The sequence below is a fragment of the Prescottella sp. GW823-FHT02E09 genome (assembly GCF_058797375.1).
Genome location: NZ_JBXAJP010000004.1, coordinates 153,755 through 166,097, shown reverse-complemented (window position 1 = coordinate 166,097; position 12,343 = coordinate 153,755). Strand labels below are relative to the sequence as shown.

Here is a 12,343-nt window from a genome sequence, read left to right as displayed (position 1 = left end):
GAAGGCCCGTTCGGGGGGAAGGAGGATGATGGAGTCATGTCTGACGCTGTGGACGCTGTGCCGATCCGTGACGAGTCGATCCGCTTGGGTCAGTTCCTCAAGCTCGCCAACCTCATCGATTCGGGTGCCGAGGCGAAGGGCGTGATCGCCGACGGGCTCGTGAGCGTCAACGGTGAGGTCGAGATCCGTCGCGGTCGTCAGTTGCACGACGGCGACGTCGTCGAGATCGGTGGGATGTCGGCGCGGGTGAGCGGTCCCGAGGCGCAGTGACATGTGACCCGCGGCGCTAGCGGGCCCGCCGGTGCTGGCGTGAGACGGCGACCCGTCCGGCCGCGCGCAGGAGGTTCGGCGCCCGGCGTGCCGTGCTCAGGATCAGCCGGTCGATCATGTTCAGGTTCAACGGGTTCCGGTCCATCGCCCGGGAGTTGTCGCAGGTGTCGGTGAGTGCGTACAACCGCCAGTGCCCGGGGACGCCCTTGAGGTCGTGCGTTCCGCGGTCGGTGAAGGTGAGCCCGGAACCGACGACGAGGTCGCGTACCGTCCGGGAGACCAGCACCTCGCCGGGACCCGCAGCCGTCCCGATGCGCGCGCCGACGTGCACGGTCATCCCGGTCATCTCGATCCCGATTCCCTCGATCTCGCCGGTGTGTACACCCGCTCGCACGCCCAGGCCCAGGTCCGCGGCCTGGCGGCACACGGTGCGCGCACACCGCACCGCGGCGGCCGGACCGTCGAACACGCTCAGCGTGCCGTCGCCGGCGACGTTCACGAGGCGCCCGCCGGCCTCCTCGACCTCGTTGCGCACCTGTCGTTCGTGCGTGTCGCGCAGGTCGCGGTATCGGCTGTCGCCGATCCGCGCGAGGGTCTCGGTGGACCCGGCTACGTCGGTGAACAGCACCGTGGCGAGGTAGCGATCGGCATCCACGGGCCGACGGATCCCGGTTGCGACCTCCTGGATGTGGTCGAGGACCGGAATCCAGGCCTCGCCCATCGAGGTCCCGGGTGGCAGCGGGGGCAGCACGTGCAGTGCGCCGTGCGGAATTGCGGCCGCGATCTGCCGTGACGTCTCCAGGGGGACCGCGCTGCGCGCGGAATGCAGGATGCGGGTGGGGCACTGAATCGAGGCCAGCGCGTCGAAGTAGTCGATGCGGAACAACCATTCGAGGTGCGCGCGGGCCGTGGCGGGGGTCGCGGAGCAGCGCTCGAGCAGCGCCATGAGCCGCCTGTTGTACGACGAGTCCTGGGTCGGGTCCCACATCGCGATGACCTGCCCGGAACCCCAGTCGTCGTAGACGGCCCGCCACCCGTCGACGAAGCGATCCCGGGAGTCCTCGGTCCACCCCCGCGGCAGGTCCACGCCCTCGCGGAGGGCGCCCTCGACGAACGGTTGCTGGAGCACCAACCCGGAGACCCGGTCGGGCTCGCGGGCCGCGATCAGCGCGAGTGCCCCGCAGGTGCTGCCGATGCCGACCAGGGTGGCGTGGTGCATCCGGACCGCGTCCATGATCGCCAGCACGTCGTCGGCCTGCTGTTCGAGGGTGGGGACGTGGTCGACCGGGTCGGACAGGCCGAAGCCGCGGCGCTGGAAGTACACCATGCGGCAGAAGGTGGCGGCACGTTCGAACACGCAGTGGATGTGCGGATCGGTCCACATGAGGTCGGGATGGAGGCCGATCTCGAGGAACAGGACCACGTCGGTGCTGTCCTTGCAGTCCTTGCCGTCCTCGCCCACGACCTGATAGGCCAGAGCGTGCCTGTCACGCTCGACGTACCTCGTTCCGGGCGGGTACATGTCCCCAGCGTAGGCCGCGGGACCGGGATCCGAACTACTCGAGTTCGGACAATTCGGCCTCGGGTCCGGACACCCCACCGAGCACGGCGGCGAGGCGTTCGCGGGCGCGGCCGAGATGGTCGTTCAGGACCTGCACTGCCCGTTCGCCGTCGCCGTCGCCGATCGCGTCGAGGATCTGTTGGTGCTCGGCCGCGATGCTCGACGTGGTGAGCAGGTGTTTGCCCTGCACCTGGACCATGCACAGCCGCACCTCGGAGACGAGGGTTCGGAAGATCCGGCCGGTTCGCGGGCTCCCGACAGCGTCCACGAGCGCGGTGTGGAACCGCATGTCGGGGTCGACCACCGACAGCGGTGCGCCGTCGGTGAGCGCCGCGATCTCGGCGTTCGCGGCGACGGCCGGCCCGGGCACGGTCCGGGATGCCGCGAGTTCACGCAGCACCTGGGACTCGACCCGGGCGCGGGTGCGGTAGACGTCGCGCACGTCGTCCGGGCTCAGGTACAGCACCCGGGCGGTCTTGTGGGCACCTCGCTGGAGCAGGCCCTCGCCGACGAGTTTCTCGATCGCGGCCTTCGCGGTGGGGCGTGCCACCTCGTAGCTGCGGGCGATCTCGGCCTCGGTGAGGGCGTCCGCGTGCGTCAGGTCGCCGGCGAAGACGCGCTGTCGGAGCTCCGCTGCGAGCGCGTCGACGATCGACAACGCCGAGACTCTGCCGGCCAATCGGGGTCCTCCACTCGCTCGGTTTGCGGTCGATCCTCCCACGGGTCGTCGGTCATGCATCCCTGTCCGGTCCGATTCCTTGACTCTCATGTGTACTTGTCTGACAATCGAACGGTCTTGTTCTCGGATGGACGGTTCCTCATGACCCTCGATGTCGCCTCACCCGTCGCGGAGCTGACCGCGCTGCTCGGAAACGCGGTCGTCACCGACCTGGACGCGATGCTCGCGTACCGCCGCGACCAGTCCCTGCTCACGCCGGACGGCGAACCGCTCGCGGTCGTGCGGGCCCGCAGCGCCGACGACGTGGTCGTGACGCTCCGGGTGGCGCACCGGCACGGCATTCCGGTCGTCACCCGCGGCGCCGGCACCGGGCTGGCGGGCGGCGCGAACGCGATGGACGGCTGCATCGTCCTGAGCCTCGACCGGATGGATGCGATCATCGAGATCGATGACGAAGCACGCACTGCCACAGTGGAACCCGGGGTCATCAACGGCGACCTCGCCGCGGCCGCCGCGGAACGCGGCCTGTGGTACGTGCCCGATCCGGGCAGCCGGGCCATCTCGTCGATCGGCGGCAACCTCGCTACCAATGCGGGTGGGACGTGCTGCGCCAAGTACGGCGTCACCGCCGACCACGTCGCCCGGATCAAGGCCGTGCTGCCCGACGGCCGGGTGATCCACACCGGCGCGAACACCCGCAAGAACGTCGCCGGACTGAACCTCACGCAGCTGCTCGTCGGATCCGAGGGCACCCTCGCGGTGATCGTCGAGGCCACGATGCGGCTGCGGACCCAGCCGTCGGCGGCGTCCACCGTCGTCGCGAGCTTCCCCGAGACCGCGCAGGCGATCTCCGCCGTCCTCGCGATCCGGCAGGTCGCGGATCCGTGCCTGCTCGAGCTGATGGACCGCACCACCATCGCGGCCGTCAACGACATGACCCGGATGGGCCTCGACCACACGGCGGGCGCGCTGCTGCTGATCCAGTGCGACGGCGGCGACTCGGTCGCCGAGGCCGCCCGTTGCGCGGCCGCCTGCACCGCGGCCGACGCCACCGAGGTGTACGACACGGCCGACCCCGCCGAGGGTGAGGAGTTCATGCAGGCCCGGCGCGTCGCGCTCACCGCGCTCGAGCGTCGAGGCAGCACGCTCCTCGACGATCTCGCCGTACCCGTCCCGCAGCTGCCGGCGATGCTCGCCGCGATCGAGGAGATCGCCGCCCGCCACGACGTGCTCATCGGCACCTTCGGGCACGCCGCCGACGGAAACCTGCACCCCACCATCGTGTTCGACGCCGCGGACGCCGCCGTGACCGCGCGGGCCCGGGCCGCCTTCGACGACCTCGTCGCCGCCTGCCTGGATCTCGGCGGCTCGATCACCGGAGAGCACGGCGTAGGCGTCCTCAAGGAGCCCTACATGGAGTCCATGGTGGGTGCCACCGAGCGCGAACTGATGGCGGGCATCAAGAACGTCTTCGACCCCACCGGGATCCTCAACCCGGGCCGCGGTTTCTGAGGGAAGACCCGCGGTTCGTGCGCAGACCTGACTGTGCGCGGGATACTCGGTCCTGGGAGGTGCTGCCGTGGCCGAGTTCAGGGTGCAGGATGACCGGATCGTCCTGAGGCTGTCACGTTTCGAACGGATCGCGGGGCTGCACGGCGATGTCACCGTTCCGGTCGAGCAGATCCGCGACGCGGACGTGGTCGCCGATGCGTTCGCCAACATCCGCGGCATGCGTGCTCCGGGTCTCGGTGTTCCCCGCCGTCTGCGCATCGGGACCTGGCGGGGCGGGGGCGCAAGTATGTTCGTCGTCGCGCGCGCCGGCGTTCCTGCCGTCCGGTTGCACACCGTCGGTCGTGCGGCGGGTGCGGAGTTCGACCGACTGATCGTGACCGCGGACGACGCGACGGACGTCGTGGCGCGGATCCGCGACATCCTCGAGGCCGACCGGCCGGGGGTGGCCGAGCGGGACGTCACGTTCCGGTCGGCGGACGGCACGCGACTCGCCGGCACCCTCACGGTTCCGGCGGGCGCCGAGGCAGGGCCGGTGGCGGTGATCCTGACCGGCTCAGGTGAGATGAACCGCGACGGCGACCACGCGACGCTGCCGATCGGCGTGAGTCGCGCTCTTTCGGAAGCCTTGGCCCGCAACGGGATCGCAACGCTGCGTTACGACAAGCGCGGTGTCGCGAAATCGGGTGGCGACTACTACGCGACGGGGCTGACCGACAACATCGACGACGCCGCAGCGGCGGTCGAATGGTTGCGCAGCTCAGCGGGTTTCGGTCGCGATGCGGTCGCGGTGATCGGGCACAGCGAGGGTGCGTGCCTGGCGATGGCGCTCGGTGCGGACCGCACGGTGGATCCGTCGGCGGTGGTGCTGCTCGCGGGGCCGGCGGTCACCGGCCGGGAAGTGCTGCTGTGGCAGTCGGGGAAGGCCGTCGACGGGTTGCCGGCACCCACTCGGGCGATACTGCGACTGTTGCGGGTGGACGTGAAGGCCAAGCAGCGCAAGGCGCTCGACAAGATCCACCGGACCACCGGCGACGTCGCGCGGATGGGTGGCCGCAAGGTCAATGCGCGCTGGCTCCGGGAGTTCCTCGACTTCGATCCGAAACCGCTACTGCAGAAGAACCGTTCGCCGGTGCTCGCGATCACCGGTGCGAAGGACCTGCAGGTGGATCCCGACGATCTGGCCGCGATCGCGGCACTGGTGCCGGACGAGGTCGACACCGTCCGGGTGCCGGATCTCACGCACCTGCTACGTCGCGATCCGGCGCCGCCGTCGCTGCGGGTCTATCGGAAGCTGGTGCGGCAACCGGTGGATCCCGAGGTGCTGTCGCTGGTGGCCGACTGGACCGCCGGTCACCTGCCCAGGCGCTGACGCGCCCGTGCGCCTTTTTGGTAGTCCTGGCTACCAAAAAGGCGCATGGGCGGCGAAGCCGCCTATCGCACGACGACGCCGTCGTCGTCGCTGTAGACCGTCTCGCCCGGGTTGAAGGTGACTCCACCGAAGGAGACGGGCACGTTCTTCTCGCCGGAGCCGGTCTGGGTGCTCTTGCGCGGGTTGGTCCCGAGCGCCTTGATGCCGATGTCGAGGGTGCGCAGGATCGCGGAGTCGCGGACGGCGCCGTTGACGATGACGCCCGCCCACCCGTTGGAGACACCGCGCCCGGCGATGATGTCGCCGACGAGGGCGGTGTGCACGCTCGCGTCGCCGTCGACCACGAGGACGCCGCCGTTGCCCGGCTCGCTCAGGGTCTGCTTCACCAGCAGGTTGTCCTGGAAGCACCTGATGGTGGTGATCGGGCCGGAGAACACGGCCCGGGCACCGAACTGGATGAACTGGGTGTCGCAGCTGCGAATGTCCGGTCCGATCTCATCGGCCAGATCGGCGGTCGCTACCTGCTCACTCATGGTTTCTTCCCTTCGTCGGTTCGCGTGTCCACCCTAAATGACCGGTCGGTAACCAGTGGGGGTCAGCCGCGCCCGTGGCGGCGCTCGTAGTCGTCGCGGACCCGGTCGGCGCGGCGCTGCGCCTTCTCGGCGACCAGATCGGTGTCCAGGCCGTGGCTGTGCAGACGGTGCCGGCGGTACACCTGCATCAACGCGATCGCGAAGTAGACGAGTGGCACGAACAGCAGCGCCATCATCGCCAGCGGTACCCACACGGGTCCGGGGATGAGCAGGAACAGTGCGAGGATCGGCAGGATCGGAAGCGTGAACCGGATCAGGTAACGCACCGACGCGCCCGGCCCCACCAGGTCCTGGCGGACCCAGTCTTGCAACTCGTCCGGCAGCGTCCGGCCGAGGAGGTACCCGACGTACTGCCCGAACGTGGGGCGCTGTGGTGCAGACATGGGTCCAGGGTAGAGCCGCGGGTGCACGGACCGACACGGACGGCCTCGACATCGAGGCCGTCCGCGTCCGATCCCCCTGGCTCGGGTAGCGCCCGGTCAGTGCATTGTCACGGCCGGGGTGCCGGGTTCGTCGAGGCTCTGCCCGGAGGCGAGTCCACCGGTGGCCGGCGTCCGGCCGTGCTTCATCGCGAGCGTGACGCCGATCGCGACGACGGACGCGACCGCACAGACCAGGTATGCGTAGTGGAATCCCTCCATCGACGGAATCGGCTGGCCGGTCTTCGGATTGAGCATCAGGATGTAGTTGCCGACGATGACGCCGAGGAAGGCGCTGGAGAGTGCGCTGACGACCTGTTCGGACGTGAACTTCATCGAACCGGTGACCGCCTGGGTGTTGGCGGGCACGGCTTCGATCAGCAGGTTGGTCGACGACGAGTAGAAGAAGCCGTTCGCGACACCCATGAAGAATCCGAGCAGAATCGTCATGGCGCCGGTGCTGACCAGACCGAAGCCCACGAGCAGCGAACCGGCCAGTGCGCCGACCATGCCGAGAAGCATCGCGAGGCGTGGCGAGTGCTTGCGCGCGATCCACCCGGCGAGCAGGCCGCATCCGGCAGCGGCCAGGCCCTGGGGCAGCCCGTAGTGAAGGGCGTATCCGAGAGCGGAGAGTCCGAGTCCGGAGTCGTCGTTGCCCGGGATGGACGGTGCCCGCAGCATCTGGGGCAGCAGTGCACCGTTGGCGCCGTTGACGACCCCGTAGGCGCCGGCGATGGCCAGCGTCATCCACACCCCGGGGCGGGTGAGGAGGGACATCGAGATCAGCGGTTGTTCGATGCGGCGCTCGGCCAGGACGAAGACCACCAGGAGGACCGCACCGACGATGAACGAGACGGTGCGCAGGTCCTCGTTGTTGGCGCCCAGGATCAGGGAGCTGGCGCCGAGGCCGAGGAGCGCGGCGCCGAGATAGTCGACGCGGTGGGCGATCCGAACGGTGGTCTCCGGCACGAGAATCGCGATGGCGACGATGACGACAGCCGCGTACGCGAGCAGGAACCAGAAGGCGCTCCGGAACCCGTAGGAGTCGATGAGCCAGCCGCCGAGGAGCGGGCCGATCAGTGCCGACGCGCCGATGCCCACTCCGATGCCGCCGACGCCGAGCGGAACCCAGCGCGACGGAATCAGATCCCGGACCATTCCGTAGCAGACGACCGACGACGCGAGACCGCACGCTTGCAGCCCGCGACCGACGAGGAACAGTGGGTAGGACGTGACCGTCGCGCACACGAGGGTGCCGATCAGGAACGTTGCCCCGGCGGACAACAGGATCTTCTTCTTGCCGTACACGTCGGCGAGCTTGCCGATGATCGGGACGACCACGCCGCCCACCAGCAGCGGGATGGTCATCACCAACGTGATCTTGGTAGTGCCGAAGTCGACGGCCATGTCGGTCAGGCCGGGACTGATGAGAGTGAACTCGAAGGCGACGATCTCGGTCATCAACGCGATCAACACGATGATCAGGATCGATTGTCCCTTGGACCGGTTCTCGGTCTCAGCGGACTTCTGACTTGGTTGCGACTGCGCGAAACCGGCCATGGCAGAACGGCTCCAATCTGTGCGAAGGCGGTCGAGCTGCCTTGTCGTGGGCGATACGAGGGGAGATCCGCCGTGTCGGCGAAGTGGTCGCACGTGAGAGGCTCGTCTACCTGTCCGCCTGACACGCGAGCGGGAGAGAGCCACCGAAAAGCGTTGAAGAACACGGCTATTGAATGCGTCATTGATCTACCAAACACTTGATGCAATGGTGGATCGACCGATGCGGGGGAGAGTATCAAGCAGCCACTACGCGGGGAAGAGTTTCGGGGCATCGGCCCGCTGAGTGGGACGCATCGACGAGCGGAGCTCTGCGCCGCGCCTCAGTCGTGGACGGTGGTCGGTGCCTCGAGAAGTGCGGAAACGGCTTCGACCAGAGTGGCGACGGTCAGGTCGGCGGCAGCGGCGTCCGCCTGCCCCGTGTCCAGTCGGTACTCGAGGTCGGCGAGCGTGCGAATCGTGAGCACCTGAACCATGCGCAGCCGCTCCTCGCGGACACTCGGGTCCATGTCGATGAGGAGCAGCGACATCTGTCGCACCACTTCCTTCGAGCCACTTCCGTGCCGGTCGTCGAACGGTTCGAAGTCACGGCCACGCCCCAGGTACCGATCCAGGAACCGGGCGTAACAAGACTTTCCGTTCGAGGAGATGACCGCTCCGGCCAGCGGGAGCACGTATGCGCCGGCCAACTGCAGCGCGTCGGGGCTGTCCAACTGCTCGAGCATCCGGTGCCGCTCCGCATTGAGGGGTAGTAACCGCAGGTCGTACAGGGCCTGGATGAGCCCACTCTTGTCGCCGAAGTGGTACTGGACGGCGGAGTTGTTCCGCTGCTGGGCGCGTTCACCGATCTGACGCATCGACACGTGCTCGACGCCGCGCTCGGCGAACAGCCGTTCCGCGGCGAGCAGGATCTTCGTGCGGGCATCGTCGGTCATGTGACCCATTGTGCCCGAGGAGGTCTCAACTGTTCACGGCTCGGTGCACGGCTCCCACTGCCCGCCTCACGATGCGGGCCTGGAATCGGAAGCGAGGCACGAAATGGCAGTCTATTGACAGTTGGCAGTCCAGTGCCTAAATTCTCCTCCATGGCTTACGATGTGGCGGAAGAACCTCAGGTCTTGTCGCAGAGGGAGCGGAACAAGCAGCGCACGCGGCGTGCGTTGGAGGATGCCGCGTTGGAGCTGTTCGCCACGAACGGATTCGACCGCACGACGATCGAGGACATTTGCGAACGCGCGGATGTGTCACCACGCACGTTCTTCCGGTACTTCTCCGCCAAAGAGGCCGTGATCCTCGACCAATGGACTGATCGCCCGGACGTCTACCGAACAGCAGTCATGTCGCGACCTGCCGGTGAACCGTTGCTGGTTGCGCTGCGAGAGGCCTACGCGAGCTTCGTCTCTCGAGAGGATGACGGTGCCCGCCACCGAATGTTCCTGCGCAACCGGGCGATACATCTAACCCCGTTCTTGCGAGGGCTGGTAATACAGCGAGTCGGCGCGCAGTGGCGCACAGCGGTTGCGGACGCCATCGCTGCACGGCTCGGTGCGCCCAGTTCGAGCCCGGACCACGAGCTCATGGCCGACGTGGTGATGTCCATCATCGGCCACGCCACGGCCGCGTGGGTCATGCATGGGGAGAACGAGCCACCAGAGGGCCTGGGACGGCGGGAGTTCGATCGCTACACCGTGGCCCTTCGTCTCCTGCTTGCCGATTCCTGACCAAGCCCAGACCGAACACTCTCTGCAACAGCAACATTCCCACACTCAAATGGCATCGTGATGGAAAGGAAGCCCGCCTCAGCCTGGGTGACCTCGGATGGACGCCCCGGGGTCGATGGTGGGGACCCGGATCGATCGCCCTGTGGGACAACAGATGCACGCAGCACTACGCGGTAGGGGACTGCGCGCATCGTCGTCGTATGCACCGGTTCGTCATCGACGGTGACGCTCCGGTGTGACGGCCCGGCACCTTTCTGTCACTCGTGAAAGGATCTTCCCGCAATGAGTCTCAACCGCTACTCGATTCCCGTCGTCCGCGAGGTCGATCAACCCTCGCCGGCTGTGTTCATCGAGAACCAGGCCGCGAAGTTCCGTCAGGTGGATCCGATCCGGCCTCCCGTGGGAGCGCCGAACGTTCTCCTGGTGATGCTGGACGACGTGGGTTTCGGTGCGGCCTCCACGTTCGGTGGGCCGTGCCGGACGTCGACCGCGGACCGATTGGCGTCGAACGGCCTGAAATACAGTCGATTCCACACCACCGCCTTGTGTTCGCCGACGCGTGCCGCCACGTTGACCGGCCGCAATCATCACAGCGTCGGGATGGGGAACATCGCGGAGATCTCGACATCGTCGCCGGGATACAACGGCATGCGCCCTGCGAGTGCGGCCACCGTCGCGCGGGTTCTCCAGGGCAACGGATATGCCACAGCAGCTTTCGGGAAGATGCACCAGACACCGCCGTGGGAGAGTACGGCGGCCGGCCCGTTCGATCATTGGCCACTGCGGGAGGGATTCGACAAGTTCTACGGATTCCTCGGCGCGGAGGCGGACCAGTTCGCGCCGGTGCTCCACGACGGCTTCACGATGGTCGACCCGCCCCGGACGGCAGAGGAGGGTTACCACCTCTCCGAGGACCTCGTGGACCAGGCGATCCAGTGGATCGAGGGCGTCGATGCGATGGGCCCGGACAAACCCTGGTTCTGCTACCTGCCGTTCGGCGCGGTCCATGCGCCGCTGCAGATCCCGGATTCGTACCAGGGCAGGTACCGGGGCGAGTTCGATCAGGGTTGGGACGCGCTGCGCGAGAGCACGCTGGCTCGACAGAAGGACCTCGGTGTGGTCGGTCCCGACACCAGGTTGGCGCCGTGGACTCCCGGCGTCCCGCACTGGGACGAGCTGACGGACGTCCAGCGGGCGGTGGCGGCGCGGTTGATGGAGACCTACGCGGCGTTCCTGGAACACACCGACGATCAGGTCGGACGCGTGATCAGCTACCTCGAAGACCGTGACATGCTCGATGACACGCTGGTCATCTACATGGTCGGTGACAACGGCGCCTCGACGGAGGGCGGTCTCGACGGATCCTTCAACTACCTCGCCACGCTCAACGGCTTTCCGCAGTCCCCGGAGGAGATCTTCGAGCGTCTCGACGAGATCGGGACCGAGCGCAGCTACGCGCACTATCCGGCGGGATGGGCGGTCGCACTGGACACGCCGTACCAGTGGGCCAAGCAGGTCGCCTCGCACTACGGCGGAACACGGAACGGTCTGGTGATCCACTGGCCCAACGGGATCGAGGCTCGGGGCGAGGTGCGGAACCAGTGGCACCACTGCGTCGACATCACCCCCACCATCCTCGAGGCGGCGGGCATTCCCAGCCCGACGACGGTCGACGGGGTGCACCAGCAGCCGGTGGAGGGGGTCGCGATGAACTACTCGTTCGACGCCGCGGGTGCACCGGACCGGCACGTCACCCAGTACTTCGAGATCTTCGGCAACCGCGGCATCTACGACCACGGTTGGACCGCGGTGGCGATGCATCGGACGCCGTGGGAGCTGATGGCGCCGCCGCCGGACTACTCGGACGACGTGTGGGAGCTGTACGACACTTCGGTCGACTGGTCTCAGTCGCAGGACCTTTCGGCGCAGTACCCGGAGAAGCTCGTCGAACTGCAGGAGAAGTTCCTGCTCGAGGGCAGCCGCTTCCAGGTGTTCCCCCTGGACGACCGCACGAACACCCGCAATCTGGACCCGGAGACCCGGGCGCCCCACGTGCTCCGCGGACGCACCGGACTGACGTTGTACCCGCACATGGACGGGATCGGTGAGAAGGCCGCGCCCCGGGTGTTCAGCAGTTCGTACACGATCACCGCGAAGGTCGAGATCGGCGACGACCTCGTGAACGGTGTGTTGATGAGTATCGGTGGGCGCTTCGGCGGATTCGCACTGTACGTCGTCGACTCGGTTCCGGTGTTCTGCTACAACCTTTCCGGTCGATCCTCGACGTACGTCCGGTCGCCTCAGGCGCTCGCGAGCGGAGTGCAGGACGTCACCGTCGACTTCGCGTACGACGGGGGCCGGCCGGGCAGCGGCGGCGTCTTCACCCTGTCGGTCGACGGCGCTCCGGTGGCCGAGCAGCGGATGTCGGCGACCACACCGTTCCAGTTCAGCCTCAACGAATGTCTCGACATCGGAGTCAGCAGGGGCACGCCGGTCACCGACGAGATCCCGGTCGGGGGTTTCGCTTTCGACGGCAAGCTCCACCATGTCCGGCTGGACGTCGAGGCGGCGCGCCCGCGCGAGGAGTCGAGCGAGCTGGAGCGCATCGCCCGCGCCACGCAGTGACCGCGTCCCGGTGCGGCGGGGTGTCGTAGCCCCCGTC

Annotated in this window: 11 protein-coding genes; 5 read left to right on the top strand and 6 right to left on the bottom strand. The window is 67.8% G+C overall.

What is annotated here, in order from left to right; genetic code table 11:
• The first annotated feature begins 36 nt into the window (after positions 1-36).
• Positions 37-270: an RNA-binding S4 domain-containing protein gene (locus tag AC1RIF_RS11460; RefSeq protein ID WP_492601493.1), complete on the top strand. Its 234-nt coding sequence runs from the start codon at positions 37-39 to the stop codon at positions 268-270.
• Between the two features lie 16 nt (positions 271-286).
• On the opposite strand, the gene AC1RIF_RS11455 is transcribed toward AC1RIF_RS11460, so the two are convergent.
• Both AC1RIF_RS11455 and AC1RIF_RS11450 read right to left on the bottom strand, forming a co-directional pair.
• The gene (locus tag AC1RIF_RS11455) at positions 287-1,792 is read right to left on the bottom strand and encodes an adenylate/guanylate cyclase domain-containing protein (protein WP_492601492.1); all 1,506 of its coding nucleotides are present in this window, start codon (positions 1,790-1,792) and stop codon (positions 287-289) included.
• A gap of 34 nt (positions 1,793-1,826) precedes the next feature.
• A complete protein-coding gene (locus tag AC1RIF_RS11450) occupies positions 1,827-2,510 on the bottom strand; it encodes a GntR family transcriptional regulator (RefSeq protein WP_492601491.1) in 684 nt (227 codons plus the stop codon).
• 141 nt (positions 2,511-2,651) lie between these two features.
• On the opposite strand from AC1RIF_RS11450, the gene AC1RIF_RS11445 reads away from it, so the two are divergent.
• Positions 2,652-4,022 carry an FAD-binding oxidoreductase gene (locus AC1RIF_RS11445; protein WP_492601490.1) on the top strand — a complete coding sequence of 457 codons (1,371 nt, stop codon included), beginning with the start codon at positions 2,652-2,654 and terminating at the stop codon, positions 4,020-4,022.
• 67 nt (positions 4,023-4,089) lie between these two features.
• Positions 4,090-5,391 carry an alpha/beta hydrolase family protein gene (locus tag AC1RIF_RS11440; protein WP_492601489.1) on the top strand — a complete coding sequence of 434 codons (1,302 nt, stop codon included), beginning with the start codon at positions 4,090-4,092 and terminating at the stop codon, positions 5,389-5,391.
• 62 nt (positions 5,392-5,453) lie between these two features.
• On the opposite strand, the gene rraA is transcribed toward AC1RIF_RS11440, so the two are convergent.
• The 4 genes from rraA to AC1RIF_RS11420 form a co-directional block, all read right to left on the bottom strand.
• Positions 5,454-5,924 (bottom strand): ribonuclease E activity regulator RraA, encoded by a 471-nt coding sequence (gene rraA / locus AC1RIF_RS11435; RefSeq protein ID WP_492601488.1) that lies wholly within the window; start codon positions 5,922-5,924, stop codon positions 5,454-5,456.
• Between the two features lie 62 nt (positions 5,925-5,986).
• Positions 5,987-6,367 (bottom strand): DUF5313 family protein, encoded by a 381-nt coding sequence (locus AC1RIF_RS11430; protein WP_492601487.1) that lies wholly within the window; start codon positions 6,365-6,367, stop codon positions 5,987-5,989.
• 96 nt (positions 6,368-6,463) lie between these two features.
• On the bottom strand, positions 6,464-7,963 hold the full coding sequence (locus tag AC1RIF_RS11425; protein ID WP_492601486.1) for an MFS transporter: 1,500 nt from the start codon (positions 7,961-7,963) through the stop codon (positions 6,464-6,466).
• A gap of 320 nt (positions 7,964-8,283) precedes the next feature.
• On the bottom strand, positions 8,284-8,895 hold the full coding sequence (locus AC1RIF_RS11420; RefSeq protein WP_492601485.1) for a TetR/AcrR family transcriptional regulator: 612 nt from the start codon (positions 8,893-8,895) through the stop codon (positions 8,284-8,286).
• Positions 8,896-9,045: 150 nt separating this feature from the next.
• On the opposite strand from AC1RIF_RS11420, the gene AC1RIF_RS11415 reads away from it, so the two are divergent.
• Together AC1RIF_RS11415 and AC1RIF_RS11410 are read left to right on the top strand one after the other, a co-directional pair.
• The gene (locus AC1RIF_RS11415; protein WP_492601484.1) at positions 9,046-9,681 is read left to right on the top strand and encodes a TetR family transcriptional regulator; all 636 of its coding nucleotides are present in this window, start codon (positions 9,046-9,048) and stop codon (positions 9,679-9,681) included.
• A gap of 282 nt (positions 9,682-9,963) precedes the next feature.
• A complete protein-coding gene (locus tag AC1RIF_RS11410; protein WP_492601483.1) occupies positions 9,964-12,306 on the top strand; it encodes an arylsulfatase in 2,343 nt (780 codons plus the stop codon).
• The last annotated feature ends 37 nt before the right edge of the window (positions 12,307-12,343 follow it).